The organism is Streptomyces lydicus (assembly GCF_000717345.1).
In the GTDB taxonomy this organism is placed as follows: domain Bacteria; phylum Actinomycetota; class Actinomycetes; order Streptomycetales; family Streptomycetaceae; genus Streptomyces; species Streptomyces lydicus.
This window is the reverse complement of the sequence record NZ_JNZA01000028.1, coordinates 68,788-94,432: the sequence shown is the minus strand read 5'-3', so window position 1 is coordinate 94,432 and position 25,645 is coordinate 68,788. Positions and strand designations below refer to the sequence as shown.

At 72.4% G+C, this 25,645-nt stretch carries 23 protein-coding genes and 2 tRNA genes; 17 read left to right on the top strand and 8 right to left on the bottom strand.

Features of this window, described 5'->3' with window-relative positions; genetic code table 11:
- The first annotated feature begins 384 nt into the window (after window positions 1–384).
- From OO62_RS25210 to OO62_RS25190, 5 genes are all read left to right on the top strand, one after another.
- Entirely contained in the window at window positions 385–2,613 is a 2,229-nt protein-coding gene (locus OO62_RS25210; RefSeq protein WP_051733573.1) for an ATP-dependent DNA helicase UvrD2, read from the top strand.
- Between the two features lie 143 nt (window positions 2,614–2,756).
- Complete coding sequence (locus OO62_RS39700) at window positions 2,757–3,083, top strand: hypothetical protein (protein WP_033269841.1); 327 nt, start codon at window positions 2,757–2,759, stop codon at window positions 3,081–3,083.
- A gap of 117 nt (window positions 3,084–3,200) precedes the next feature.
- Window positions 3,201–3,554 carry a WhiB family transcriptional regulator gene (locus OO62_RS25200; protein WP_026169602.1) on the top strand — a complete coding sequence of 118 codons (354 nt, stop codon included), beginning with the start codon at window positions 3,201–3,203 and terminating at the stop codon, window positions 3,552–3,554.
- Window positions 3,551–3,868: a hypothetical protein gene (locus tag OO62_RS25195; RefSeq protein WP_033269840.1), complete on the top strand. Its 318-nt coding sequence runs from the start codon at window positions 3,551–3,553 to the stop codon at window positions 3,866–3,868. Before OO62_RS25200 ends, OO62_RS25195 begins: the two co-directional genes overlap by 4 nt.
- Window positions 3,869–3,973: 105 nt before the next feature.
- Window positions 3,974–4,171: a hypothetical protein gene (locus OO62_RS25190; protein WP_033269839.1), complete on the top strand. Its 198-nt coding sequence runs from the start codon at window positions 3,974–3,976 to the stop codon at window positions 4,169–4,171.
- Window positions 4,172–4,205: 34 nt separating this feature from the next.
- On the opposite strand, the gene OO62_RS25185 is transcribed toward OO62_RS25190, so the two are convergent.
- Both OO62_RS25185 and OO62_RS25180 read right to left on the bottom strand, forming a co-directional pair.
- Window positions 4,206–5,657 carry an ABC1 kinase family protein gene (locus tag OO62_RS25185; RefSeq protein ID WP_033269838.1) on the bottom strand — a complete coding sequence of 484 codons (1,452 nt, stop codon included), beginning with the start codon at window positions 5,655–5,657 and terminating at the stop codon, window positions 4,206–4,208.
- 42 nt (window positions 5,658–5,699) lie between these two features.
- The gene (locus OO62_RS25180) at window positions 5,700–6,836 is read right to left on the bottom strand and encodes a TOMM precursor leader peptide-binding protein (RefSeq protein ID WP_051733572.1); all 1,137 of its coding nucleotides are present in this window, start codon (window positions 6,834–6,836) and stop codon (window positions 5,700–5,702) included.
- 184 nt (window positions 6,837–7,020) lie between these two features.
- Here OO62_RS25180 and OO62_RS25175 point away from each other — a divergent pair, with 184 nt between their 5' ends.
- From OO62_RS25175 to OO62_RS25160, 4 genes are all read left to right on the top strand, one after another.
- Window positions 7,021–7,647 (top strand): M48 metallopeptidase family protein, encoded by a 627-nt coding sequence (locus OO62_RS25175; protein ID WP_099871886.1) that lies wholly within the window; start codon window positions 7,021–7,023, stop codon window positions 7,645–7,647.
- A 111-nt stretch (window positions 7,648–7,758) separates the two neighbouring features.
- Window positions 7,759–9,438 (top strand): TerD family protein, encoded by a 1,680-nt coding sequence (locus OO62_RS25170; protein ID WP_033269837.1) that lies wholly within the window; start codon window positions 7,759–7,761, stop codon window positions 9,436–9,438.
- A gap of 11 nt (window positions 9,439–9,449) precedes the next feature.
- Window positions 9,450–10,133, top strand: coding sequence for an AIM24 family protein (locus OO62_RS25165; RefSeq protein WP_033269836.1), 684 nt, complete (start codon window positions 9,450–9,452; stop codon window positions 10,131–10,133).
- 18 nt (window positions 10,134–10,151) lie between these two features.
- Window positions 10,152–10,910, top strand: coding sequence for an AIM24 family protein (locus OO62_RS25160; protein ID WP_033269835.1), 759 nt, complete (start codon window positions 10,152–10,154; stop codon window positions 10,908–10,910).
- 57 nt (window positions 10,911–10,967) lie between these two features.
- Here OO62_RS25160 and OO62_RS25155 read toward each other — a convergent pair whose 3' ends face one another.
- Window positions 10,968–11,498 carry an NUDIX hydrolase gene (locus OO62_RS25155; protein ID WP_033269834.1) on the bottom strand — a complete coding sequence of 177 codons (531 nt, stop codon included), beginning with the start codon at window positions 11,496–11,498 and terminating at the stop codon, window positions 10,968–10,970.
- On the bottom strand, window positions 11,495–12,955 hold the full coding sequence (locus OO62_RS25150; RefSeq protein WP_033269833.1) for a zinc-dependent metalloprotease: 1,461 nt from the start codon (window positions 12,953–12,955) through the stop codon (window positions 11,495–11,497). The genes OO62_RS25155 and OO62_RS25150 overlap by 4 nt, the downstream gene beginning before the upstream one ends.
- Window positions 12,956–13,146: 191 nt before the next feature.
- On the opposite strand from OO62_RS25150, the gene OO62_RS25145 reads away from it, so the two are divergent.
- The 4 genes from OO62_RS25145 to OO62_RS25130 all read left to right on the top strand — a co-directional run bounded on the left by OO62_RS25145 (window position 13,147) and on the right by OO62_RS25130 (window position 16,500).
- Window positions 13,147–14,298: an SDR family oxidoreductase gene (locus OO62_RS25145; protein WP_033269832.1), complete on the top strand. Its 1,152-nt coding sequence runs from the start codon at window positions 13,147–13,149 to the stop codon at window positions 14,296–14,298.
- A 123-nt stretch (window positions 14,299–14,421) separates the two neighbouring features.
- Window positions 14,422–14,904: a molybdenum cofactor biosynthesis protein MoaE gene (locus OO62_RS25140; protein ID WP_033269831.1), complete on the top strand. Its 483-nt coding sequence runs from the start codon at window positions 14,422–14,424 to the stop codon at window positions 14,902–14,904.
- 180 nt (window positions 14,905–15,084) lie between these two features.
- The gene (locus tag OO62_RS25135; protein WP_033269830.1) at window positions 15,085–15,276 is read left to right on the top strand and encodes a hypothetical protein; all 192 of its coding nucleotides are present in this window, start codon (window positions 15,085–15,087) and stop codon (window positions 15,274–15,276) included.
- Window positions 15,277–15,402: 126 nt separating this feature from the next.
- A complete protein-coding gene (locus OO62_RS25130; protein WP_033269829.1) occupies window positions 15,403–16,500 on the top strand; it encodes a YlbL family protein in 1,098 nt (365 codons plus the stop codon).
- A gap of 112 nt (window positions 16,501–16,612) precedes the next feature.
- On the opposite strand, the gene OO62_RS25125 is transcribed toward OO62_RS25130, so the two are convergent.
- Window positions 16,613–17,167 carry a PPA1309 family protein gene (locus OO62_RS25125; protein ID WP_033269828.1) on the bottom strand — a complete coding sequence of 185 codons (555 nt, stop codon included), beginning with the start codon at window positions 17,165–17,167 and terminating at the stop codon, window positions 16,613–16,615.
- 136 nt (window positions 17,168–17,303) lie between these two features.
- On the opposite strand from OO62_RS25125, the gene OO62_RS25120 reads away from it, so the two are divergent.
- The 4 genes from OO62_RS25120 (at window position 17,304) to OO62_RS25105 (ending at window position 22,655) form a co-directional block, all read left to right on the top strand.
- On the top strand, window positions 17,304–20,189 hold the full coding sequence (locus OO62_RS25120) for a UPF0182 family membrane protein (RefSeq protein WP_228332668.1): 2,886 nt from the start codon (window positions 17,304–17,306) through the stop codon (window positions 20,187–20,189).
- A 110-nt stretch (window positions 20,190–20,299) separates the two neighbouring features.
- Window positions 20,300–20,373 (top strand) — tRNA-Met (locus tag OO62_RS25115).
- 218 nt (window positions 20,374–20,591) lie between these two features.
- Entirely contained in the window at window positions 20,592–22,442 is a 1,851-nt protein-coding gene (locus OO62_RS25110; RefSeq protein ID WP_180290209.1) for a tetratricopeptide repeat protein, read from the top strand.
- A gap of 139 nt (window positions 22,443–22,581) precedes the next feature.
- A tRNA-Met gene (locus OO62_RS25105) sits at window positions 22,582–22,655 on the top strand.
- Window positions 22,656–22,725: 70 nt separating this feature from the next.
- Here OO62_RS25105 and OO62_RS25100 read toward each other — a convergent pair.
- The 3 genes from OO62_RS25100 to OO62_RS25090 form a co-directional block, all read right to left on the bottom strand.
- Window positions 22,726–23,856 carry an ABC transporter substrate-binding protein gene (locus OO62_RS25100; protein WP_033269825.1) on the bottom strand — a complete coding sequence of 377 codons (1,131 nt, stop codon included), beginning with the start codon at window positions 23,854–23,856 and terminating at the stop codon, window positions 22,726–22,728.
- A gap of 70 nt (window positions 23,857–23,926) precedes the next feature.
- Window positions 23,927–24,823, bottom strand: coding sequence for an ABC transporter permease (locus OO62_RS25095; RefSeq protein ID WP_228332529.1), 897 nt, complete (start codon window positions 24,821–24,823; stop codon window positions 23,927–23,929).
- Window positions 24,820–25,602 carry an ABC transporter ATP-binding protein gene (locus OO62_RS25090; RefSeq protein WP_051733577.1) on the bottom strand — a complete coding sequence of 261 codons (783 nt, stop codon included), beginning with the start codon at window positions 25,600–25,602 and terminating at the stop codon, window positions 24,820–24,822. The genes OO62_RS25095 and OO62_RS25090 overlap by 4 nt, the downstream gene beginning before the upstream one ends.
- Between the last annotated feature and the right edge of the window lie 43 nt (window positions 25,603–25,645).

The following is a 25,645-nucleotide window of genomic DNA, read 5'->3' as shown; positions in this document are numbered from 1 at the left end:
TATAAGAGACAGACCCCACCGCCACCCTGTCGCGCGCCCGCCCAACGCCCCTCCCGGCGCCGGGCCGTCCCATGCCCGTCGTCGCCGTCCCCCACGACTCACCCCGCCAGCCGCCCTCCCCGCCCGGCCCAGGGGAGGGGCAACCGGAGGGGCAACCGCCCGCCCCAGGCGAGAGCCAACGGCCCAGCCCACAGCCCACAGCACCCAGTCCCACGCCACCAGCCCCGAGGCCGACGCTCCCGCGCCGTGGCCACAGACACAGCAAAGCACTCGCCCTCGCCGGCTGCGGTCGGTCGTGCACAGGGAGTGGGATGCGTATGACCGGGGTGCCGGGGCTGTGGACAGGCTTCCCGGGCGGCCTCGCGGACCTGGCAGCATGGCGGGGTGACAGCAGCAACAGACTCCTCTCTCTTCCCGCGGGTGCCGGACTCGGCCGACGGGGTGCTCGACGGGCTCGACCCCGAGCAGCGGGAGGTCGCGACGGCTCTGCACGGTCCGGTGTGTGTGCTGGCCGGTGCCGGTACGGGCAAGACGCGGGCGATCACGCACCGGATCGCGTACGGGGTCCGGGCGGGCATTCTGCAGCCCGCGAGTGTGCTCGCTGTCACTTTCACCGCCCGCGCGGCCGGCGAGATGCGGGGCCGGCTGCGGCAGCTCGGTGCCGGCGGGGTGCAGGCGCGCACGTTCCACTCCGCCGCGCTGCGGCAGCTGCAGTTCTTCTGGCCCAAGGCCGTCGGCGGGGAGGTGCCGCGGCTGCTGGAGCGCAAGGTCCAGGTCGTGTCCGAGGCCGCCGCCCGCTGCCGGATCCGGCTCGACCGCAACGAGCTGCGGGATGTCACCGCCGAGATCGAATGGTCCAAGGTGACGCAGACCGTGCCGGCCGACTATCCGGCGGCCGTCTCCAAGGCGTCCCGCGAGGCCCCTCGTGACCCGGCGGAGATCGGGCAGATCTACAGCACGTACGAACAGCTCAAGCGCGACCGCGGCACGATCGACTTCGAGGACGTGCTGCTGCTCACCGTCGGCGTGCTGCAGGACCGGCACGACATCGCCGAGCAGGTCCGCGCCCAGTACCAGCACTTCGTCGTCGACGAGTACCAGGACGTCAGCCCGCTGCAGCAGCGGCTGCTGGAGCTGTGGCTCGGCGACCGCGACACCCTGTGCGTGGTGGGCGACGCCAGCCAGACGATCTACAGCTTCACCGGCGCCACCCCCGACCACCTCCTCAACTTCCGCACCCGCCACCCGAACGCGACGGTCGTCAAGCTCGTCCGCGACTACCGCTCCACCCCGCAGGTCGTGCACCTCGCCAACGGGCTGCTCTCGGCGGCCAAGGGGCGCGCCGCGGAGCACCGCCTGGAGCTGATCTCGCAGCGCCCGGCCGGTCCGGAGCCGGTGTACACGGAGTACTCGGACGAGCCCGCCGAGGCCGAGGGCACCGCCCGCCGCATCCGCGACCTGATGGCGTCGGGGGTGCCGGCCAGTGAGATCGCGGTGCTCTTCCGCGTCAACGCCCAGTCCGAGGTCTACGAGCAGGCACTGGCCGATGCCGGGGTGCCGTATCAGCTGCGGGGCGCCGAGCGGTTCTTCGAGCGGCCCGAGGTGCGTGAGGCGGGCATCAAGCTGCGTGGCGCGGCGCGCTTCGGTGCGAACGACACGCTGCTGGACGATGCGGTGGACCTGCCGTCCGAGGTGCGGGCGGTGCTCAGCGACATGGGCTGGACGGGTGAACCGCCGGCCGGTTCGGGGGCGGCGCGGGACCGCTGGGAGTCGCTGGCGGCCCTGGTGCGGCTGGCGGAGGACTTCGCGCGGGCCCGGCCTGCGGCGTCCCTCGCCGATCTCGTCGCGGAGCTGGACGAGCGTGCCCATGCCCAGCACGCCCCGACGGTCGAGGGGGTGACCCTCGCCTCCCTGCACGCCGCCAAGGGCCTGGAGTGGGATGCCGTCTTCCTGGTGGGTCTCACCGAGGGCATGATGCCGATCACGTACGCGAGGACCGACGAGCAGGTCGAGGAGGAGCGCCGGCTGCTGTATGTCGGCGTCACCCGCGCCCGGCAGCATCTGGCGCTCTCGTGGTCGCTGGCGCGGTCTCCCGGCGGACGGGCCTCGCGCAGCGCCAGCCGCTTTCTCAGGAGCCTGCGGCCGGGTTCCGGGACCGGTACGGGGCGGCGTACGCCGGGCGCGGTTTCCGGGGGCGTCGAGCGCGGCGGCGGGGCTCCGGCGGCGGCCGGGCGGCCCCGGCACCGCAGCCCGGCCCGCTGCCGGGTCTGCAACCGCACGCTGACGGACGCGGGCGAGATGAAGCTGATGCGGTGTGAGGACTGCCCGTCCGAGCTCGACGAGGCGCTGTACGAGCGGCTGTGCGAGTGGCGGGCCGGACAGGCGGCGCGCCTGCGCCAGCCGGCCTACTGCATCTTCACCGACAAGACATTGATGGCGATCGCGGAGGCCGTTCCGGGAACCGAAGCGGAGCTTGCGGTCATCTCAGGTGTGGGGCGGCGCAAGTTCGACCGCTACGGCAGTGCTGTGCTGGCTATCTGTGCCGGCGAGGAGCTCATGGAAGCCTCCGGGGACGAGTCCGGGGGCGCCGCGAAAAACTCGTCGGAAAAATAGTTTGCGCGCGCGGAGCGCATCCCCATAGCCTTCGGAAGCACGGAGACAACGGAATCTTCCGAGATCCGATGGATCCGTGCTGTACTTGAACACCCTGGAACGGGATTCCCGGTCCACCGAGACGCCGAGAGGAGGCGAGACCAGTGATCAGCATTAACGAGACCAACAAAATGACCGATCTGTCGGTCGTCGCCACCTGCACTCTCGGCTCCTCGCTCCTGGGCACCGGTCTGTCCGGCTTCGGCCGCCTCTCCGGTACCGAGGTCGCGCGCCCCGAGTCCCTCGCCGTGCTGACGCGCAGCGAGCGCACCGCGCGACCGACCGAGGCACCTGCGGCAGTAGCAGTGGCGGCTGAGGCGAATGCCTTTGCCTACGCGGCGGCCAACGGTGCCGAATCCCGGCAGCAGTACCAGACGCAGCATGCAATGTGGGCCTACCGCGGCCTCGAACCCTGGAGAGATCCAGCCTGATCGGCAGATCAGGTCGGCACCTTCCAGGGCCGCGGAACCCACACCGGGATCCGCGGCCCTTTTGTTTGCCCCAGCCGTCCGCCACCAGCGGGCCGAAACAGACGAGGAACACACACCGTGCAACTGCAGACGCACACCCCGTCCGTAGCGACCGACCTGATCCCTCCGCCCGACCCCCAGGAGAACTCCTTGCTGCCCCTCACCGAGCTCGACGACGAGATCGACCGCCTCGGCGCCGCGGTTCCGTGCCGCACCTATGACCCTGAGGTCTTCTTCGCCGAGTCCCCGGCCGACGTCGAGTACGCCAAGACGCTGTGCCAGACCTGTCCGGTCCGTGAGGCATGCCTCGCCGGTGCCAAGGACCGCCGTGAGCCGTGGGGCGTCTGGGGCGGCGAGCTCTTCGTCCAGGGCGTCGTGGTGCCGCGGAAGCGCCCGCGTGGCCGTCCGCGTAAGAACCCGGTCGCGGCATGAACACCACCGGCACAGGAACGATCGACCGTCCCGTCACACGGGATCCCAAGAAGCAGGACCCCACGATGAACTCCACCTTCACCGACACCCCCGCCCCCGCGAACGCCGACGCGATCGAGTCGCGTCAGAACAGGAACCACGCCATGCAACTCATCCCAGAAGCCCTGGCACGTGCGCATATGCATGAACGCCTGCGGGAGGCCGAGTCCGAACGCAGGGGGCACCGGCTCGCCGCCGCGCGGCGGATGCAGCGGCGCGCCGAGCGCGCGTCGCTGCGGGCCCGCCGTGCGCTGGCCATGGCCGTGATGCAGTAAGGCGGTCCGCTGACACCGCCGCCACTCACGGGGTCCGTCCGACAGGGCGGGCCCCGTGGTGCGTTGTATCCGGCTTCGTGCGGTTGACGGGGATATCGTCGGACGGTGAACCAGAAGACGCATGAGCAGGCGGAGTTGGCCGACGGGCGCACGGTGTGCGCCGGATGCGGCGCGGTGGCTGAGGGCACCTTGCCGACCTGGACCTGCTCCGTGGAGAACGGTGAGCGCCGCTACTTCTGTGACGCCTGCGCGCGGGAGAACATCCGGGCGATCGAGGGACGCCTGGATTCCAGCTGGTGGTGAGGCCGGGCGCCGCACCCGGCGCCCGGCGACGAGGTCAGGCGGTGGACTCCTCGACGGTCTCCTCCCGGGCGTCCACGCCGGTCTCCGCACGGTCCGCCGGGACGGACGCGGCGACGCCGGAGAGGTCGGGGAGGTCGGCGCCGGCCGGCTCCTCCTCGGGCACGAAGCCCGGCATCCACGCCTCCAGCTCGTCCCGCAGCCGCACCGTCGCGCCCAGCTGGCACAGCACCCCGATGGTGCTCAAGGTCACACGGTGGATGAGCAGATACGCGGGCGGCAGGTTGAGCCGCTTGGCCAGTTGGTAGGCGGGGGAGCGCGGGTCGCCGATGCGGGTTGCCTGCTGCCGCATCCAGCCGCGGGTGAAGGTGAACGCGTCCACCTGCGCGGGCTCGATGATCGGCAGCAGATAGTCCAGCACCGCGTCCGGGTCCAGGTCGATGGACTCCTTGACGAAGCCCTCGTCGCACAGCTGCTGGTAGACCGCGTCCGCCTCGCCGTCCAGCGTCATCCGCAGTGAAGTGCCGATCGTCGGGGGCAGCCCGTCGGGCAGCCGGTCGACGGTGCCGAAGTCGAGTACGCCCAGCCGCCATTCCTCGGCGGGCGCGTCCGGGGAGGGGACCAGCCGGAAGTTGCCCGGATGCGGGTCGGCATGCAGCAGCCCGGTGCGGGCCGGGCCGGAGAACAGGAACCGCGCCAGCAGCTGCCCGGCCCGGTTGCGCTGCTCGTCCGTGCCGTCCGCGATGACCTCGGACAGCGGCACCCCCTCCAGCCACTCCGTCACCAGGACCTGTTCGCACTGGTGCACCACGGCCGGCACTATGACGTCCGGGTCGCCGGCGAACTCCTCGGCGTGCGCCTGCTGGGCCTCGGCCTCCAGGCCGTAGTCGAGCTCCTCGGAGACCCGGTCGCGCAACTCGGTGATCAGCGGCTTGATGTCCATGCCCGGGATCAGCGGCCCCAGCAGCCGGGCGAACCGGCTCAATTGCGACAGGTCCGACAGTAGTGCCTGGCCGGCGCCCGGGTACTGCACCTTGACGGCGACCTCCCGGCCGTCGTGCCACACGGCCCGGTGCACCTGCCCGATCGACGCCGCCGCGGCCGGCTTGTCCTCGAACTCCTCGAACAGCTCCCGCCAGTCCTCGCCGAGCCGCTCCGCGAGCACCGCGTGCACCGTGCTCGTCGGCATCGGCGGCGCCGCCTCCTGAAGTTTGGTCAGCGCGGCGCGGTAGGGCCCGGCGATCTCCTCGGGCAGCGCCGATTCGAAGACCGACAGTGCCTGCCCGAACTTCATCGCGCCGCCCTTGAGCTCCCCGAGCACCTTGAAGAGCTGTTCGGCGGTGCGCTGTTGCAGCTCACGGCCCACGATCTCGGCGGATCTGCCGCCGATCCGCTTGCCGAGGCCCCAGGTGGCACGGCCGGCGAACCCCAGTGGCAGCGCGGCCAGCTTGGCGGTGCGGGTGACCGCCTTGCGGGGAAGATCAGACATGCGCCCCTCCAACTCACACTGTCCCCTACCGGGGTTACTCCGTCATTGTGGCGTGTCACGGCCCAGGATCCGAGGCGCTGTCGTACTCGGTGAAGCGGCAGTACCACAGGCGCACTCCGGATGCGGCTCGATCCGCACCGTCCGCACGGTCGCACACGGCAGAGCGAGCTCCATCCGCGCCCCGGTGGACGGCGGCAGTTCACCGTCGAGGAACGTCAGCGCCTGTACGGCAGCGAGCCCGGCGACCGCCGTGGCCAGCGCGGCGTCACACGCCGGCACCGCCGGTGCGGCGCGTCCCGAACGCCACTGCGCCAGCAGCCGCGGCCAGGCCGGCTCCGCGTCCGTGCGGCGCAGTTCGTCGCAGCCGGCGCAGGCCGAGCCGCCGGGCAGCACCAGCGGGCCCACCACACCCGTGCCCTCGATCACTCCCGCGTAAAGATGCGGGATCCCGGCGGTCAGCAGCGGCTCGGCCAGCACCGGGTCGGGGGCGTACGCGGCGAGCCCGTCACGCGGGGCGAGCACCACCAGGGACAGTCCCGGCTCGCCCGATTCGCTGACCGGGACCCTCGGCCTCGGCCGGCGGCTCCAGGGGGAGGAGCGGCGGACCAGCGCCCCGGCGGCCGCGGCGCGCGGCTCACCGATCCGCTCGGCCCCCAGCCCGCCGGGCAGCACGTCCCCCGGGGCGACCTTGCCCCCGTCGACCACCTCCACCCGCCCGACGCCGGCGGCCGAGAGCAGTGCCGCGAGTGCGGCGCCCACCCGTCCCGCGCCCCTGACCTTCACGCGGACCGCCCGGCGGGCCCCGGTCCGCTCCAGGGCGCCGGCCGGTTCGCGGTATTGCACCGAGAGGGAGGCCAGGTCGGGCCGGAGCCGCTCGACGGCGGGCTGGTCCGCCCGGACGGCGTCGGCTGCCGGACCGCCGGCGGTGGGTGCTTCCAGCAGCCCGGCCGCGCCGAGCCGGTCCACCACACCGCGCGCATGCCCGGCGGGGAGGTCCAGCCGCGCCGCCTCCGCGATGAGCTGCGGCATGGTGCGGGTGCCGTCGATCAGTGAGAGGAAGCTGCCGGTGGCCGTGTCGACCGGGCCGACCACCATCGCGTGCGCCGGCGCCACGCCGAACCGCACCGTTTCCCTGTCCCGCCAGCCGCGCCGCAGCGCGGGCTTGAGCATCGGATGCATGCCATCCGCCCCCCGTCCTTCGTCGTCCGGCCCTCAGCATGCCCCCCGCGGCGGACCGCGCCCGAAGTTATCCACAGGCCGGAGCGGTAATAGTCATACAAGCGGTGCACGCCATGGAGTGGTTCGATGGCGAACCGACCGCGAGGCGGGACTTCCCGCAGGGCCAGCGGGTAACGTCGGGCGCGTGCCCGCCGACCCTCCCGCTCACGGCTTCGGGGAGACACCCCTGCGCCGCGCCGCCGACACCTCGCGCGGGGCCGCGCCCGGCCCCAAGGCCCGCGGATCGGGCACCAGCGCGGTCGAGGTGCGGCGCAGCCAGCGGCGCCGCAGAACGGTCTCCGCCTACCGCGAGGGCGACCGCACCGTGGTGCTCATCCCGGCCCGGATGTCGGAGGCCGAGGAGCAGCGCTGGGTCACCGTCATGCTGGACAAGCTCGCCGCCCAGGAGAGCAAGCGGATGCTCGGCGACGGCGAGCTGGCCGAGCGCGCCGGGCGGCTGTCGGACCAGTTCCTGAGCGGCCGGGCCCGGCCCGCTTCGGTGCGCTGGGTCACCAACCAGAACACCCGCTGGGGATCGTGCACGCCGGCCGAGGGCAGCATCCGCCTCTCGCACCGCCTCCAGGGCATGCCGGAGTACGTCGTCGACTACGTCCTGCTGCACGAGCTGGCGCATCTGCTCGTCCCCGGGCACGGCCCCTCGTTCTGGCGCCTGCTGGAGTCCTATCCGCGGACGGAACGCGCCCGCGGCTACCTCGAAGGGGTGGTGGCGGCGGAGCGGCTGCCCCATCTGCCCCCGGCCCGCCCCGAATAGCGGCGGCGCCCGGAAGGTGCCGTGCGCCCCGGCATCGCTTGCTGTCGGTGTCAGCGGTTAGCCTGGCCGCGCAGAGCACATCACGGCGGGAGCGGGGGACGGGCGTTACGTATGGCCAGGGAATTCCAGCGCGGCCACAAGGCCAGGATCGCTGATCTGACGGCGGGGACGGATCTGTACGTCGGCGTGCAGATCGCCGGACCCGGCCTGAGCTTCGACATCAGCTGCTTCGGCCTGGACGCCGAGGAACGGCTCTCCGACGACCGCTACTTCATCTTCTTCAACCAGCCCGCCTCGCCCGAGGAGTCGATCCAGCTGCTCGGCCCGCAGGCCGGCGACAACGAATCCTTCCGGGTCACCCTCGACAAGATTCCGCCGCACATCACGAAGCTCAGCTTCACCGCCGCCCTCGACGGCACCGGCCAGGTCTCGCAGATCGGCCCCGGCTACCTCCGGATCGTGGCCGGCGGCGAGGAGGTCGCCCGCTACTCCTTCACCGGCAGCGAGTTCAGCACCGAACGCGCCGTCATGCTCGGCGACTTCTACCTCAAGGACGTCTGGCGGTTCGCCGCGGTCGGCCAGGGATTCGACGGCGGCCTGGAGGCGCTGCTGAAGAACTTCGGCGGCGAGGTCGCCGAGGAGGCGGAGGCGCAGCCCGAACCGGCCGCCGCCGCCCAGGGCGTGCCCGGCTTCGCGCCGCCCCCCGGGCCCGCCGCCCCCGCACCGTCCTTCGGGGCGCCCGCGGCCCCGCAGCCCGCGCCCGACTTCGGCCCGCCCCAGGGGACGCCGCATGCGCCCCCGGCGGCAGCGCAGCCCGCCCCCGCGCCCCCGCAGCCCACCGCACCGCAGGTCCACAACGCCCCCACCATCGCCGCCCCGCTGGTCCCGCCCGCCGGCCCGGTGCCGCCGCCCGGCCAGCAGCCGCCGGCCCCCTACGGGCAGCCGGCGCCCGGCCAGGACCCCTACGGGCCGCCGCAGCCCCCGCCCGCCCCGCCCGTCGGCGGCTACCCGGGCCAGCAGGCCCCGCAGGCAGCCCCCTACGGCGGTCCCGCCCCCTACGGGCAGCCGGCACAGCAGCCCCCGGGCGCCCCGTATCCCGGGCAGGCCCCCACGCTGCCCCAGGGCGGCGGTCCCGGCCTCGGCGTCGTCCTCGACAAGTACAAGGAAGCCCCCACCGGACAGCGCTGGACCCCGCAGAACAGCAAGCTGATCCGGGTCGACCTCGGTGTCGACGGCCAGCCGGTGCTCGCCCGCCAGGGCAGCATGGTCCTCTATCAGGGCAAGGTCGACTTCGGCTACAAGGGCGCCGGATTCCGCGGCCGGATCGTCGGCAACGCCACCGGCCAGGAGATGCAGCTGATGCGCTGCACCGGCCAGGGCCAGGTCTTCTTCGCCGACAACAGCGCCCACGTCCACCCCATCGAGCTGCAGGGCGACGCGATCTGCGTGTCCGCCGAGTCCGTGCTCGCCTTCGACGAGTCGCTGCAGCACGAGGTGCGCCGCATCGAGGGTCACGGCATCCCCGGTGGCGCCCTGTTCACCATGCAGTTCCAGGGAACCGGCACCCTCGTCGTCAAGACCCACGGCACCCCGGTCGTCCTGCCGGTCACCCCGACCACCTTCGCCGACGCCAACGCCATCGTGGCCTGGTCCGCCGCCTCGCAGGTGATCATCTCCAGTCAGGTGAGTCTGCGCCGGCACGCCTATCCGGGCCACTCCGGCGAGACCGTGAACCTCCAGTTCCGCGGCGCGCCCGGCAACTTCATCGTCGTCCAGCCCTACGAGGTCTGAGGGAGCCCGTCATGACCCAGCAACAGCTGTCGGGCTACGTCCCGACCCCGCCCGCCGCCCGTATGGAGAACCACGGCAGCGCCATGGTGAAGATCGCCATGCAGAGCGGCCAGGACGTCTTCGCGCGCACCGGCTCGATGGTCGCCTACGAGGGATTCGTGCAGTACGAGCCGAATCCGCCCGCCGTGCGCCAGATGGCCTCCCAGTGGCTCACCGGCGAGGGCGCGCCCCTGATGAAGTGCTCCGGCGACGGGCTGCTCTACCTCGCCGACTACGGCGCCGACGTGGTCTGCATCAACCTCAACGGCGACGCGCTCTCCGTCAACGGCACCAACCTCCTCGCCTTCGACGCCCACCTCCAGTGGGGCGTGCAGCGCGTCAAGGGCATGGCCAAGTTCGCCGGCCAGGGCCTGTTCAACGTCGGGATCTCCGGCACCGGCTGGGTCGCCCTGACCTCCCGGGGCACGCCCATCGTCGTCGACTGCGGCCGCGGCGAGGACGAGACCTACGTGGACCCGGACGCGCTGGTCGCCTGGTCGACGCACCTGAAGATGAAGGGCAAGCGCAGCTTCAAGGCGTCCTCGATGATCGGGCGCGGCAGCGGCGAGGCGTACCAACTCGGCTTCTCCGGCCAGGGGTTCGTCGTCGTCCAGCCCAGCGAGGACAGCACCGACCGGCTCCGGGCCCGGGGCTGAGGGGGAGGACCGAACGCCATGCAGAGTCCGCTTTTCGCCTTCACCGAGGCACAGACCCAGGACCGCTACGCCCTGCAGAACAGCCAGCTGCTGCGGGTCGCCCTCCAGGGCCACGACGACGTCCTCGCCCGTAAGGGGTCGATGGTCGCCTATCAGGGGCTGCTCGAATTCGACGGCAACTACCAGACCCCCGGCCAGCACCGGGCCCGCGCCCACTCCGGCGAGGGCCTCGACCTGATGCGCGTCTCCGGGCAGGGCACCGTCTACCTGGCCAACCTCGCCCAGTACGTGCACGTCGTCGACGTCGACCACGACGGCCTGACCGTCGACAGCAGCTACGTGCTGGCGCTGGACTCCGGTCTCCACTGGGAGGTCGTCTCCGTCGACAGCCAGTACGGGATCTCCGGCACCGGCAAGTACCAGCTCAACATCTCCGGGCAGGGCAAGGTCGCCCTGATGACCTCCGGCCAGCCGCTGATGCTGCAGGTCACGCCCGACAAGTACGTCAACGCCGACGCCGACGCGGTGGTTGCCTGGTCCGCGTCACTGCGGGTGCAGATGCAGGCGCAGACGCACTCCTCCGGGGTGTGGCGGCGCCGCGGCAGCACCGGCGAGGGCTGGGAGCTGAGCTTCCTCGGCCAGGGCTATGCGCTGGTCCAGCCCAGCGAGCTGCTGCCGCCGCAGAACGCGGTCATCGGCTCCGGCCTGGCCGCCCAGTTCGGCATGGGCCAGCAGGGCGTCAGGGGAGCCAACCAGGGCAACATCTTCACCAACTGACCCGCCGAGAACAGGGATCCGGCGCCCCCCGGGGGGCGCCGGATCCGCAGGTCCCCTCTAGAGGAGCGCGCGGGCGGCTTCCACCAGGCGCACCACCGACGTGTCGGCGACCCCCGGCACCTCGTCGTACGCGAACCACTTCAGGTCCAGCGACTCGTCGCTGATCGCCGCCACCGCGCCCTCGGGCACCAGCGCCGCGTACTGCACGTCCAGATGCACCGCGCACGGCGTCCGGTGGCGGTCCAGCCGCACCGGTCCGCCCGGCAGCAGCGTCAGCCCCCGGGCGATGCCCGACTCCTCGCGCGCCTCACGCAGCGCCGCGTCCGCCAGCGAGGCGTCCTCCGGCTCGCAGTGGCCGCCCATCTGCAGCCACATCTTCAGCTTGCGGTGCAGCGTCAGCAGCACCCGGCCCGCGGCCGGGTCGATCACCAGCGCGCTCGCCGTGAGATGCCCCTCCTTGCAGGGCTTCCACATGCCGTCCCGGTGGGCGGCCAGATGGTCCAGATACGCCAGCCGCAGCTGGTCCTGATCGGGCGACGGCGCGGGCCACTCCTTGAGCGTCCGCGCCGCCTCGGCGTGCAGACTCACTTGTCGCCGTCACCCTTGCCGTCGCCAGGCGTCCCGTCCGGGTCGTCGCCCTCCCGGCCGGGCTTGCCGAGGTCCGTCCCGCGGTCGCGGGCCGCCTCGCCGAGCATCTTGTCGAGCTCGGAGAAGTCCGGCTGCTCGTGATGCACAAAGCCGTCCGGGTCGTCCAGGTCGGCCGCCGTCGGCAGCATGTCCGGGTGCTCCCACAGGCCGTCGCGGCCGTCCAGACCACGCGCGTCCGTCAGCGACGCCCACAGCCGCGAGGCGTCCCGCAGCCGGCGCGGACGCAGCTGCAGACCGATCAGCGTCGAGAACGTCTGCTCCGCCGGGCCGCCGCTCGCCCGGCGCCGCCGCAGCGTCTCCCGGAGCTTGTCCGCCGACGGCAGATGCGGCTTGGCCGCGGCGTGCACCACCGCGTCCACCCAGCCCTCGACGAGCGCCAGCGCGGTCTCCAGCCGGGCCAGCGCCGCCTTCTGCTCCGGGGTGTCCTCGGGCTGGAACATGCCCTGCTGGAGTGCGTTCTGCAGCTCCTCGGGGTGCTGGGGGTCGATCTGGCCGACCACGTCCTCCAGCTTGGTCGTGTCGACCTTGATGCCGCGCGCATACCCCTCGACGGCACCGAACAGGTGCGAGCGCAGCCACGGCACATGGGCGAAGAGCCGCTGGTGGGCGGCCTCGCGCAGCGCCAGATACAGCCGCACCTCTTCCTGCGGCACGCCCAGGCCCGCGCCGAACGTCGTGACGTTCCCGGGCAGCAGCGCCGCCTTCCCGGCCGGGCCCAGCGGCAGTCCGATGTCCGTCGAACCGACGACCTCACCGGCCAGGACGCCCAGCGCCTGCCCGATCTGGGTGCCGAACATCGCGCCGCCCATGGAACGCATCATCCCGAGCAGCGGGCCCGCCATGGCCTGCATCTCCTCGGGCAGCACATCGCCCATGGCCGCCCCGACGCGCTCGGCGAGCGGATTGACCAGGTCCTTCCACACCGGCAGGGTCTCCTCGACCCACTCGGCGCGGCTCCACGCCACCACCGAGCCCGAGCCCGACGGCAGCGACGTCACACCGTCCAGCCACAGGTCCGCCAGCCGCACCGCCTCCTCGACGGCGGAGCGCTCGCCCGGCGACAGGCTCGCGTCCTTGCTGCCGTCCTGCGCGCCCTGCGCGACGGTCTGCCGGGCGATGTCCTTGGCCATCTCCCAGTTCACCGGGCCGCCCTCGTACGAGAGCATCTGGCCGAGCTTCTGGAAGGCGGCGCCCAGATCGCCGGGGTTCATCTCGCCACCGGGGCCGCCCATGCCGCCGAAGAGCGCCGCGAACGGATTGTCCGCGCCGCTCCCGCCACCGAACCCGAAGGGGTCCGCGGGGCCCTGGCTACCTCCCTGGCCGCCCTTCTTCTTGCCGTTGTCGCCGTCCTCCGGCTCCTCCGGCGGAAGGCCGAATCCGAATGGGGTGTCACTCACGGGTTTCCTCGGCTCGTAGGGCCGCCGACCAGGTGGCCGACGGCGGCTGCCCGACATCACCTCCAGCGTAGACACCCGGACCGCTTCGGGGCTCGGTGCTTCGCTGGCCCGGTGGCTGCGGCAGGATGGAGCCACCTGGTGCGGACGCGTCAGCACGCGCCCGTACTGAAGACAACCGCTGGAGACGCCCGGTGAGTTCCCCAGATCCGACCGTTCGCGCAGCGCGAAACGCTGCGGCCCAGACCGAGAAGACAGGCGACACCGCGGGCGGCGCCCCGGACCGGCCGCTGCGCCGGCCCGTCGTCGCCGTCACCGGCGCCGCCTCCGGCGTCGGCGCGCAGCTCACCCGTGCCCTGGTCGACTCCGACGAGGTCAAGGAGGTGGTGGCGCTCGACGAGCGGCGCGGCGACGTCGCCGGTGCGCACTGGCACGTCCTGGATGTACGCGACCCCGCCATCGCCGACAAGCTGCGCGGCGTGGACGTCGTCGTCCACCTTGCGCTCGACCTCGACCTGGAGACCGACGCCACCGCGCGCACCGCCTACAACGTGCGCGGCACCCAGACCGTGCTGACCGCCGCCGCGGCCGCCGGCGTCCACCGGGTGGTGCTGTGCACCTCCGCCATGGTCTACGGGGCGCTGCCCGACAACGACGTGCCGCTGGCCGAGGACGCCGAGCTGCGGGCCACCGCGGACGCCACCGGCGTCGGCGACCTCCTGGAGATCGAGCACCTCGCGCGCCGCGCGCCCCGCGCACACCCCGGCCTGAACGTCACTGTTCTGCGCCCCGCCGTCCTGGTGGGCGGCACCGACACCGCGCTGACCCGCTACTTCGAATCGCCCCGCCTGCTGGTCGTCGCCGGATCCCGGCCCGCCTGGCAGTTCTGCCACGTCGAGGACCTGGTCAGCGCCCTGGAGTACGCGGCGCTGGAGAAGGTCGACGGGGAGCTGGCGGTGGGCTGCGACGGCTGGCTGGAGCAGGAGGAGGTCGAGGAGCTGTCCGGGATCCGGCGCATGGAGCTGCCGTCCTCGGTGGCCCTCGGCGCCGCCGCCCGCCTGCACCGCATCGGGCTGACCCCGTCGCCCGCCGGGGACCTCGCGTACACCATGCATCCGTGGGTGGTCAGCGGCAGCCGGCTGCACGAGGCGGGCTGGCGGCCCCGGTGGACGAACGAGGAGGTGCTCGCCGAGCTGCTGGAGGAGGTCGCCGGCCGCCACACCGTCGCCGGCCGCCGACTGGGCCGCAAGGACGCCACCGCCGCGGGCGCCGCCGGCGCGACCGTCGCCCTGCTGGGCACCGCCGCTCTCGTGCGGCGCGCCCGTAAGGCCCGCCGTCGCATCTGAGCGGCAGCGGGCCGGCCGGGCCGGGCCGGTTTCCGGGGGGCTGGAGAAGTCTCCATACCGGGGGCGGGACGACCGGTGGAAACGGCCATTCCGCCGCGGGTGCGCGTACGGCACGATGGAGGCATGTCTGGCACGCCTTCTGACTCGACCCCCGGCCGCGACCACCCCGGTGAGCGGGCCGCGGCGGACCCCATCCGGCTCCTGGAGATCCGCGACAGCGCGCTGTCCGTGGACGAGGTGTTCGCCGCCGTGGGCGACGCGGCGGCCGGCGGCACGGCCCTTTTCGTGGGCACGGTCCGCTCGCACGACAACGGCGCCGACGTCGAGGGCCTCGGCTACTCCGCGCACCCGACCGCCGTGGCGGAGATGCGCCGGATCGCCGAGAAGGTCGTCGCGGACTTCCCCGTGCGGGCGCTGGCTGCCGTCCACCGGGTGGGCGAGCTGCGCATCGGTGATCTGGCCGTCGTCGTGGCGGTCTCCTGCCCGCACCGGGGCGAGGCGTTCGACGCCTGCCGCCGGATGATCGACGACCTCAAGCACGAGGTGCCGATCTGGAAGCACCAGACGTTCTCGGACGGAACCGAGGAATGGGTGGGAGCGTGCTGAAGTTCCGGGTAGGAGCCCCTGCACCAGGGGAGTAACTCCCGGGTGCGGAGCCGTACCGGTGCATTGTGTTCCGGAAGTTCCCGGTTGCGTAACCGGCCCCCTGGCATAAGCGTTGACCTGGTAGATGGTTAATCTGCTTATTCGTCGATCGCGGTCGTACAAGGGGTTGGGAGGTCGCTGATGGGTGCGCTCCTCTGGTTGCTGATTCCGGTGGGTGCCGGGGTGGTGGCCGCGCTGTGGAGCACCTGGGCCCTGCGGAACCGCAAGGCCGGGGACGTCGCGGAACTCGCGGGCTATGCCCGGTTCCGGGACGCGATGGAAAAAGAACATCCCGCTTCCGAACCTGTCCGGGCCGCGTCGGACTCCGCCTGACGTTCGCCCGGCCGTACGCGGTGGCACGGCCGGCTCGGTGTGCCGTGCCCGAGGGCGGGTGGCTGTGCGCCCCCGTACGGACGGCCCCGCGGGCCGGTTGTCATACCCGTCCCGTACTGTCGTTCCATGCCACGCCGCACCGCGACGCTGCTCGCCTCGACCCTGATGCTGATCGCGCTGCTCTGCGCCGGGGTACTGATTCCCGTGCCGTACTCCGAGATGTCGCCGGGACCGACGGTCAACACGCTCGGTGAGCACGACGGCGAGCCGGTACTGCAGATCTCCGGGCGCAAGACGTACCCGACGACCGGTCACCTCAACATGACCACCGTCCGGGTCACCGGCCCCGACTACCGGATGAACCTCTTCGAGGCGGTCTACGGCTGGCTGGACCACGACAACGCCGTGGTGCCGCACAAGACGCTCTACCCCGAGGGACAGACGGCCGAGCAGGCCGACCAGGAGAACGCCGAGGAGTTCAGCCAGTCCCAGGAGAGCGCCAAGGCCGCCGCCCTGAACCAACTGCACATCCCGGTGGCCGGGCAGACCGTCGTCGGCACCGTCGTCAAGGACAAGCCGGCCGACGGGCGGCTGCACGCCGGCGATGTGATCAAGGCGGTGGACGGCACGGAGGTCAAGCAGGCCGGTGACGTCGCCAAGCTCGTGACCAAGCACAAGCCGGGCGAGCAGGTCGTCTTCACGATCATCCCCGTCAAGGTCGCGGCCGCGGCGGAGAAGCAGGGCAAGAAGCCCGCGGGCGGCGAGAAGCAGGTGTCGATCCCGACGCAGAAGGCGCCGGACGGCCGCGCCATCGTCGGCATCCAGGCCGGCGTGGACCACCTCTTCCCGTTCCCCATCGACGTCAAGCTGGCCGATGTGGGCGGCCCGAGCGCCGGGCTGATGTTCGCGCTCGGCATCGTCGACAAGCTCACGCCGGGGGACATGACCGGCGGCAGGTTCGTGGCCGGTACGGGCACCATCGACGACAAGGGCAAGGTCGGCCCGATCGGCGGCATTTCGATGAAGACCGTCGGCGCGCGCGACAAGGGCGCGGAGTTCTTCCTGACGCCCAAGGACAACTGCGCCACCGCCGCGAAGGACACCCCGGCCGGGCTCCGCCTGGTCAAGGTCGACACCATCGGCGATGCCGTCAAGGCGCTCGACAAGATCCGCAAGGGCGACCTCGCCGACCTGCCGAGCTGCAGCCCGGCCGGCCGGTCGTAGGGCCCGTACGCAGGTCTGCCGGGCCCGTACACAGATCCGCCGGGCCCGTACGCAGGGCCCGGCGGGACCCGCCGCCGCCCCTCGGGGCCGCGGCGGGAAGGCGTACCGCCGGTCAGCTCTCGAAGGTCGTGGCGAGGGCTTCGGCCAGGCCCGGCACGAGCGCCGCCCCGGTGAGCACCTCGGCCGTGGAGTCCTTCTCGCGCAGCCGCAGCGCCGACTCGCGCCGGCCGTCGCGCAGCACGGCCACCGTCATCCGGACCTCCTGGCGGTCCGGGTGCCCGGCGACCCACTTGGCGAGCTGGGCCTCGTCCATGCCCGCGGGCTCGGAGTCCTCGGCGGACGGCGGCAGCATCAGCCGCTCCACGGTCAGGGCGCAGCCGGCGACGGCGTCCGGCCAGGCGATGGTGGCCAGGAACTCGTCCAGCGGCACCTCGGCCGGGATCTCGTCCTGCTCCACGGGGGTCAGGGAAGCGGTGGTGGAGTCGTCGATGCCGAGCTGAGCGGCGAGCGAGGGTTCCTGCTCGCGCAGCTTGGCGGAGTCGACGAGGGCGAACAGTCGGGCGGGCTGATCCCAGCCGAGTCCGGCGGCGTACTCGTCGATTTCGAGTACCGCGCGGGTCAGCGGGTCGGCGGCGAGGGGGGTGCCGTCAACGGGGAGGTTGGTCATGCTCAACATCGTGCCTTGTCCACCCCGGAAAGCGGGAACCGAGTAAAGCCTTCGTAAGTTGCATCAGTGGGTCCTACGATCGCGGGGCCTGCTCCACACGACAGCGAACTTCGAGGTGCGCACCTTGGCTTTCCAGATGCCGGACCGCGGCTCAGGCCCCACAGGGCCACGGATCAGAGTCGGCCGACCTTCGCGGCGGATCCGGACCCTGTTGATGACACTGGGTGTGCTGGCCGTACTGGCCATGCTCTTTGTGATGTTTTCGGGGTTCTGGACCGATTGGCTCTGGTATCGCTCGGTCAAGTACTCGTCGGTCTTCACCACCACCCTGTGGACGAAGATCGGCCTCTTCGCCGTCTTCGGCGTCCTCATGGCGCTGGCCGTCGGCCTCAACATCTGGCTGGCGCACCGGCTGCGGCCGCCGCTGAGCGCGATGTCCATGGAGCAGCAGAGCCTGGACCGCTACCGGATGAGCATCGCGCCGTTCAAGAAGTGGGCGCTGATCGCGATCACCGCCGTGATCGGGCTGATCGCCGGTGCCTCGGCTTACGGTGAGTGGCGCACGTGGCTGCAGTGGGTCAACGGCGTCTCGTTCGGCAAGACGGACCCGCAGTTCGGCATGGACGTCTCGTTCTACGCCTTCGATCTGCCCTGGTACCGCTTCCTGTTGAGCTTCGGCTTCGCCTGCGCCGTGCTGTGCCTGGTCGCCGCGGCGCTGACGCACTACCTCTACGGCGGGCTGCGGCTGACGAGCCCGGGATCGCGGGCGACGGCCGCGGCCACCGGTCATCTGTCGGTGCTGCTGGGCCTGTTCGTCTCGCTGAAGGCGATCGCGTACTGGCTCGACCGGTACGGACTCGCGGTCAAGTCCAGCGGCCTGAAGTCGGCCGACAACTGGACGGGCCTGCGTTATGTGGACGCCAACGCCTATCTCCCGGCGAAGACGATTCTGTTCTTCATCGCGGCGATCTGCGCGGTGCTGTTCTTCGCGACGCTGTGGCGGCGCACCTGGCAGCTGCCGGTGATCGGCTTCGGCCTGATGGTGCTCTCCGCGATCCTGATCGGCGGGCTGTATCCCGCCATCGTGCAGAAGTTCCAGGTCCAGCCGAACGAGCAGGCCAAGGAAGCGCCGTACATCAAGCAGAACATCAAGGCGACCCGGGACGCGTACGACATCCAGGATTCCCAGGTCACGCCGTACAAGGGCAACTACAAGCCCACCGGCAAGGCGGACAGCCAGCGGCTGCGGGACGACGCCGACACCACGGCCAGTCTGCGGCTGCTCGACCCGAACGTGGTCTCGCCGGCCTTCCAGCAACAGCAGCAGGTCAAGGGCTACTACCAGTTCCCCTCGACCCTCGACGTGGACCGGTACAAGGACCAGGACGGTGCCGAGCAGGACACCGTGATCGGCCTGCGTGAGCTGAACATCGCCGGTATCCCCGAGCGCAACTGGATCAACGACCACTTCAAGTACACCCACGGCTACGGCGCGGTCGCGGCCAAGGGCACGGAGACCGCCGAGGGCGGCGGCCCGCAGTACACCGAGTCGGACCTGCCCTCCAAGGGGCAGCTCCCCGACTACCAGCAGCGGGTGTACTACGGCGAGAAGACCACGCAGTACTCCATCGTCGGCGGCCCCCAGAAGGAACTGGACTACTCCGACGAGGGCAGCGAGAAGAGCTACAGCTACCGGGGCGGCAGCGGCGTCAGCCTCTCCAACCCGGTCAACCGCGCGGCCTACGCGGTGGCGTTCGGGGAGCCGCAGATCCTCTACTCCGGCGCCATCGGCGACGGCTCGCGGATCCTGTACAACCGCACGCCCAAGGACCGCGTCGAAGCCGTCGCCCCGTGGCTGACCATCGACGGCGACGCCTACCCGGCGGTCATCGACGGCCGCATCAAGTGGATCGTGGACGCCTACACCACGAGCAACGGCTACCCGTACGCCTCGCGCACCACGCTCGGCGACACCACCGCCGACTCGCTCACCGACGGGCAGCGGGCGGTGGTGGCCCAGCAGAACCAGGTCAACTACATCCGCAACTCCGTCAAGGCGACGGTCGACGCCTACGACGGCTCGGTCAAGCTCTACCAGTGGGACGAGAAGGACCCGGTCCTCAAGACCTGGATGAAGGCGTTCCCCGGCACGGTCGAGAAGAAGAGCGCGATAAGCGGGTCGCTCAAGGAGCACCTGCGCTACCCGCAGGACCTGTTCAAGGTGCAGCGCCAGCTGCTGACCACGTACCACGTCACGGACCCGGGGACCTTCTACACCGGATCCGAGCGCTGGCAGATCCCCAGCGACCCGACGACCAAGTCGGGCAACGCGGTGCCGCCGTACTACCTGAGCATGAAGATGCCGGACCAGAAGGACCAGTCCTTCTCGCTGACGACGACGTTCACGCCCAACAAGCGGGAGAACCTCGGGGCGTTCATGTCGGTCGACGCCAACGCCACCAGCGGCGACTACGGCAGGATCAGACTGCTGAAGCTCCCGTCGGAGACACCGGTGCCCGGCCCCCAGCTGGTGCAGTCGAAGTTCAACTCCGATCCGGCCATCGCCAACGAGCTCAACATCCTCAAGAAGTTCGGCGACTCGGAAATCGAGTACGGCAATCTGCTGACGGTGCCGCTGGACGGCGGGCTGCTCTACGTCGAACCGGTGTACCTGCGCGGCGCCAACACCAACTACCCGTTGCTGAAGAAGGTGTTGGTCAGCTACGGCGACAACAAGCCCGTCCTGGAGGACTCCCTCAAGGACGCGCTCGACGTGGTCTTCGGCAAGAAGGCGCCCAGCACCGGCACGGAGACCCCGCCCGGCGGCGACACCGGCAAGCAGCCGCCGGCCGACCAGTCGGTGCAGCAGGCGCTGTCCGACGCCGAGAAGGCGTACGACGAGGGCGAGAAGGCCCTCGGGCGGCGTGACCTGGCGGCGTACGACGAGGCCAAGAAGAAGCTGAAGGCGGCGCTGGACCGGGCCGCCAAGGCGTCCGAGAAGGCCGGCAAGACGGGCGGCTGAGCCGTCGGCGACGTCAGGCCGGCCGTGCGGCCGCCGGTGCGAACCGGTGGCCGCACGGCCACGGCGGTGCGGGGGTGGCCCGGCACCGTGATACGTTAAGGACACAACGACGCGGGGTGGAGCAGCTCGGTAGCTCGCTGGGCTCATAACCCAGAGGTCGCAGGTTCAAATCCTGTCCCCGCTACTCTCAGGCAAAGGCCCGGATTCCATGGGATCCGGGCCTTCGTCATGCGTCGTCATACGTTTCGGTTCGATCCCGGCCAAGGCCGGGTCGCACGGCCCATGTAGGGAACCTGTGTGCTTGAGTTTGACATGTCGTCGTGTCGGGAAGTCGACAAACCGCTGAAGTGACCTCACTGGCTGCGGTATACCAGGTGTACGCGGGTTACAGGTGATGCGACGATGGGTCTTATGGGGGACAAGGCAAGGTTGTTGGAGACGGACCGGTTTGTGCATGCGCCCGACGACGGGCGCGAATCCGAGCTGCAGATGGACGCGATGGAGGCCGCGGAGGCCGCCGACGCGTCCGACGCGGTGACCGAGACCGGTCACCGCCGGGCCGCCGAGGCGGGCGACACCGCCGCGATGAGCGCGCTCGGCGCGATGCTGCTGCGCCGCGGTGACCTCGACGGCGCCGAACCGCACCTGCGTTCCGCGGCCGCAGCGGGGGACCGCGCCGCCGCCAACAACCTCGGCGTTCTGCTCCATCAGCGCGGCTACGGGGACGAGGCGGCCGGCTGGTGGCGGATCGCCGCCGTCGCCGGCTCCGCGGCCGCGGCCCACGCCCTCGGCCGGCACCACCGCGAGCGCGGCGACGAGCCGGCCGCCGAGTACTGGCTGCGCCAGTCCGCCGAGTCCGGGCACTGCCTGGGCGCCTACGCCCTCGCCGACCTGCTGGAGCACCGCGGTGACATCGGCGCCGAGCGCTGGTTCCGGACCGCCGCCGAGCGCGGCCACCGCGAGGCCGCGTACCGCCTCGCCCGGCTCATCGAGGACGGCCGCGACCCGGACCGCCCGGCGGCCACCGCGTACGGCGAGCTGAACCAGCAGGAGGAGGCCGAGCAGTGGTACCGCCAGGCCGCCGCTCGGGGGCACCGCCGGGCCGCGCTGCAGCTGGGCGCCCTGCTGGAGGACCGCGGCGACGTCCAGGAGGCGGGCCGCTGGTACCTCTCCGCCGCCAAGGACGGGGAGGCGCGCGCCGCCTGTGCGCTGGGCTACCTGCTGCGGGACGCCGGTGACGAGGAGAGCGCCGCGGAGTGGTGGCGACGCGCCGCCCAGGAGGGCGACGGCAACGCGGCCAACGCGCTGGGCGCGCTGCACGCCGAGCGCGGCGAGCTCCAGAGCGCCGAGCGCTGGTACCGCGCCGCGCTGGACGCCGGGGACGTCAACGGCGCGTACAACATCGGGCTGCTGTGCGCCCGGCAGGGCCGGGCCGGCCGCGGCGAGCAGTGGTACCGGCGGGCCGCCTACGCGGGTCACCGCGAGGCCGCCAACGCGCTCGCCATCCTGCTGCTGCAGCGCGGCGACGCCTCCGGGGCCGAGCCGTGGTTCTCCAAGGCGGCCGAGGCGGGCAGCGTGGACGCCGCGTTCAACCTCGGCATCCTCTTCGCGGGCCGCGGCGAGGAGCGGCTGGCGCACGCCTGGTACGAGCGGGCCGCCGCGGCCGGGCACACCGAGGCGGCGCTGCAGGTCGCCATCGTGCAGCTGCGGGACGGCGAGCTGCGGGACGCGGAGCGCAATCTGCGCTGCGCGGCCGGCGGCGGCAGCGCCGAGGCGGCCTTCCGGCTCGCGGACCTGCTGGACCGCATGGCGTCGGCGGCGGGCGCGGCCCCGGCGGACGACGAGCGGGCCGCGGACGACGAGAGCATGCAGTGGTACGAGCGGGCCGCCCGGCAGGGCCACCGCCGCGCCCAGGTGCGGGTCGGCATGTTCGCGGCGGCCCGCGGCGAGGTCGTCGAGGCGGCGAACTGGTACCGCGCGGCGGCCGAGGCCGGCAGCCGCAACGGTGCCTTCAACCTCGGGCTGCTGCTGGCCCGCGAGGGCAGCCTCCCCGAGGCCGCCCTGTGGTGGCAGCGCGCCGCCGAGTCCGGGCACGGCCGGGCCGCCCTGCGGCTGGCGCTGCTCGCCGCGCGGCGCGGTGCGCTCGCCGAGGCGCAGAGCTGGTGTGCGCGGGCCGTCGAGCTGGGCCCGCCGGAGGTGGCGGAGCGGGCGGCGCGGCTGCGTACGGCGCTGCAGGACGAGCTCAGCGCGTAGCGGCCGCGCGGGGCCGGTCGGCACCGGGGCCGGGGCATCGCCGGGCCTGGGTGCCATCGGGCCCGCGAGCGGCGGCTTCCGGGCCGTCCGGAAGGAATTTGCGCTGGTCGTCGCGCCGGGGTTAGAGTTGGGGCATCGACGCGGGGTGGAGCAGCTCGGTAGCTCGCTGGGCTCATAACCCAGAGGTCGCAGGTTCAAATCCTGTCCCCGCTACTCACAGGCCAAGGCCCGGATCCCATGGGATCCGGGCCTTTGTCGTGCGCTCGCGTCCGGGGCGTGTGCGTCACGGCCGGTGGCCGACCGCCTCTGCGTAGAGGCTGCGGTCGACGAGCCGGTTCTCCGGCAGCGGTGCCCCTTTGGTGACACCGGCGGCGCGGTAGGCCCTCTGGAGCCGGTCCGTGGTGCCCTTCCTGATCTCCCAGTCCATCCGCAGCGGTGGCACCGAGGCCAGCACCTTGCCGTCGACCCCGAGCAGCCGGGCCAGCTCGGCGGTGAACGCCTTGTCGGCCTTGTAGTCGCCGGCGAAGTAGGTGTTGACGGTGCGGATGTAGGCGCGCAGGAAGGCCACCCCGGCGTCCGTGTCCCGTTGCAGCAGATTCGGGCCGTACAGGGCGCCGCCGAGCGGCTCGCCCGGGGGCTGGCCGCCGAGGAACGCGTACGCCCGGTCGCCGTCGACCTGGCGCCAGACGGGGTCGAGCAGCCAGGCCGCGTCCACGCCGCCGCCGGTGAGCGCGGTCAGCACGTCCGAGGACCCGAGCTGCTGGAAGACGACGGAGCCGAGGTCCGCGTGGTGGGCGGCGAGGGACGTGGTCATCGGGTACATGATCACGGAGCCTTTGCCGATCATGGTGCCCAGGCGGGTGCCTTCGAGGGACGCCGTGGTGGCGCGCTGCCCGTCCTTGAGCCGGACCCACAGGCCGCTCCTGGAGCGCCGGTCCGGGGAGAAGTTGCCGGCCACCCAGCGGATGTCGAAGCCGCCGTTGACGCCGTTGACGACGGCGGCCTCGGGCGCCGCCCACAGGGCGTCCAGCTCGCCCTTGGCCAGCAGCGGCAGCGCCTCCGGGGTGGGCAGCACCTTCAGCCGGACGTCCAGGCCCTCCTTGGCGAACTCGCCCCGGGCGACGGCCAGCCGGAGCGGCGCCACGTACTCGGCGTTCAGCGTGCCGGTGGCGACGGTGAGGGTGCGGTGCTCACGGAGCGGGCGGGGTGCCGGAGCGCCCTTGACGCAGCGGGCCGGGGCGCGGTCCCGGGCGAGGTCGGCGGGGTCGGTCCAGGCCGTCGCGGAGCAGCCCGCCACGGGCTTGACGGTGCGGGGCGCGGCGGAGGCGGCGCGGTCCGGTGGCGGGGCGGCGCAGCCCGCATCGAGGGCGAGCGCGGCGAGGAGCACGGCGAGGGTGGCGGTGCGGGTGCGCATGGGACCTCCGTGCGGGCGGCGAGGTACGGACGTAGGCGTACGGGGGTGGAGGGGCGGACCGCGTGCGGGTTCAGGTCCGGGCGCGGCCGCGGTCGCGGGGCGCCCAGGGGGTGAGCAGGCGCCCGGCCAGCCGCACCAGCTCGGAGAAGAGCACGCCGAGGACGGCCACGCACACGATGCCGACGAACATCACGTCGTTCTGGAACAGGGCGCGCGCGTCGAAGACCAGGTGGCCGAGCCCGTCGGTGGCGGCGATCTGTTCGGAGGCCACGATCACCAGGACGGCGACGCCCGCGGCGATCCGGGCGCCCACCAGGACGGCGGGCAGCGAGGCGGGCAGCAGGACGTGCCGGAACATCTGCCAGTGGCTCGCGCCGAAGACCCGCCCGGCGTCGCGGTGGCCGGCCGGTACGGCCAGCACCGCCGCCATGGTCGAGATCCAGACGAAGAAGAAGACGGTGGCGGCGACGAGCGCGATCTGCGGGCCCTCGCCGAGCCCGAACATGTTGAGGAACACCGGCAGCAGGGCCAGTTTCGGGACCACGTACAGGGCGTCCAGCAGCGGTTCGAGGGCGGCCCGGACGAGGCGCAGGGAGCCCATCAGCAGGCCCAGCAGGTAGCCGCTGACGGTGCCGAGGAGATAGCCGGCCAGTACGCGCCGGAGGGTGGCGGCCACGTCCGGCCACAGCTCGCCGGCCAGTGCGCGGTCCCAGCCGTCGGCGAGGATCGTGGACGGCGCGGGGTAGATGCGGGCGTCGATCCAGGAGCGGGCGGCGGCCAGCTGCCACACCAGGACGAGCAGGAGCGGGACGGCGAGGGCGAGCGCGAATTCCAGGGCGCGCCGGCGGCGGTGGGTGCGCCCGGGGTGCAGCTCCTGGGGGCCGGGTCGGCGGACCAGGAGGCGCGCCGGCGCGGCGAGGGGTGCGTCGTCGTGGTCCGGGCCGGGACCGCGCCGGTCGGTGCTCATGCCGGCACGCTCCCGTCGGCCCCCTGGTGCGGGGCGGCCTGGCCGGTGCCGGGGCCGGTCACCTCGCCCCGCAGCAGTTCCCACAACTCGGCCTTCAGCGCGGTGAATTCGGGGGTGGCGCGGACCTCGCCGGTGCGCGGGCGGCCGAACGGCGGGCGGCGTTCGGCGATGATCCGGCCGGGCCGGGCGGACATCACCAGGACCCGGTCGCCGAGCACCAGGGCTTCTTCCAGGCTGTGGGTGATGAAGAGGGTGGTGGTGCGGGTGGTCTGGGTGAGGTCGAGCAGCTCGTCCTGGAGGAGGGTGCGCAGCTGGGCGTCGAGGGCCGCGAAGGGCTCGTCCATCAGCAGGATCTCGGGTTCGACGGCGAGCGCGCGGGCGAGGGCGACGCGCTGGCGCATGCCGCCGGAGAGGGCGGCCGGGTAGGCGCCGGCGAAGTCGGTGAGTCCCAGCCGGGCGAGCCAGGAGCGGGCCCGCTCGTCGGCCTCCTTGCGGGGCACGCGCTGGATGTCGAGGCCGAAGCGGACGTTGGCCAGCACGGTCTTCCAGTCGTGGATGCCGTAGTCCTGGAAGATCATCGCGGCCGGGCGGGCGGTGTCCACCCGGAGCTCCAGCTCGCCCCGGCTGGGGCGCAGCAGCCCGGCGGCGATCCGCAGCAGCGTCGACTTGCCGCAGCCGGACGGGCCGACGAGGCAGACGAATTCGCCGGGCGCGATCTCGGCGTCCACAGGGCCGAGCGCGGCCAGCGCGCCCTGCCCGCGGCCGAACGACCTGGTCAGGGCGCGGGCGCGGAGGGCCGGTGGACGACGGGTGGCGGGGTGG

Bases quoted from the DNA above. Each gene is read 5' to 3' on its own strand.
- OO62_RS25195 (WP_033269840.1), top strand. From the start codon at position 3,551: ATGAACACCACCGGCACAGGAACGATCGACCGTCCCGTCACACGGGAT.
- OO62_RS25185 (WP_033269838.1), bottom strand. From the start codon at position 5,657: ATGTCTGATCTTCCCCGCAAGGCGGTCACCCGCACCGCCAAGCTGGCC.
- OO62_RS25180 (WP_051733572.1), bottom strand. From the start codon at position 6,836: ATGCATCCGATGCTCAAGCCCGCGCTGCGGCGCGGCTGGCGGGACAGG.
- OO62_RS25170 (WP_033269837.1), top strand. From the start codon at position 7,759: ATGGCCAGGGAATTCCAGCGCGGCCACAAGGCCAGGATCGCTGATCTG.
- OO62_RS25165 (WP_033269836.1), top strand. From the start codon at position 9,450: ATGACCCAGCAACAGCTGTCGGGCTACGTCCCGACCCCGCCCGCCGCC.
- OO62_RS25160 (WP_033269835.1), top strand. From the start codon at position 10,152: ATGCAGAGTCCGCTTTTCGCCTTCACCGAGGCACAGACCCAGGACCGC.
- OO62_RS25140 (WP_033269831.1), top strand. From the start codon at position 14,422: ATGTCTGGCACGCCTTCTGACTCGACCCCCGGCCGCGACCACCCCGGT.
- OO62_RS25135 (WP_033269830.1), top strand. From the start codon at position 15,085: ATGGGTGCGCTCCTCTGGTTGCTGATTCCGGTGGGTGCCGGGGTGGTG.
- OO62_RS25130 (WP_033269829.1), top strand. From the start codon at position 15,403: ATGCCACGCCGCACCGCGACGCTGCTCGCCTCGACCCTGATGCTGATC.
- OO62_RS25125 (WP_033269828.1), bottom strand. From the start codon at position 17,167: ATGACCAACCTCCCCGTTGACGGCACCCCCCTCGCCGCCGACCCGCTG.
- OO62_RS25120 (WP_228332668.1), top strand. From the start codon at position 17,304: ATGCCGGACCGCGGCTCAGGCCCCACAGGGCCACGGATCAGAGTCGGC.
- OO62_RS25110 (WP_180290209.1), top strand. From the start codon at position 20,592: ATGGGTCTTATGGGGGACAAGGCAAGGTTGTTGGAGACGGACCGGTTT.
- OO62_RS25100 (WP_033269825.1), bottom strand. From the start codon at position 23,856: ATGCGCACCCGCACCGCCACCCTCGCCGTGCTCCTCGCCGCGCTCGCC.
- OO62_RS25095 (WP_228332529.1), bottom strand. From the start codon at position 24,823: ATGAGCACCGACCGGCGCGGTCCCGGCCCGGACCACGACGACGCACCC.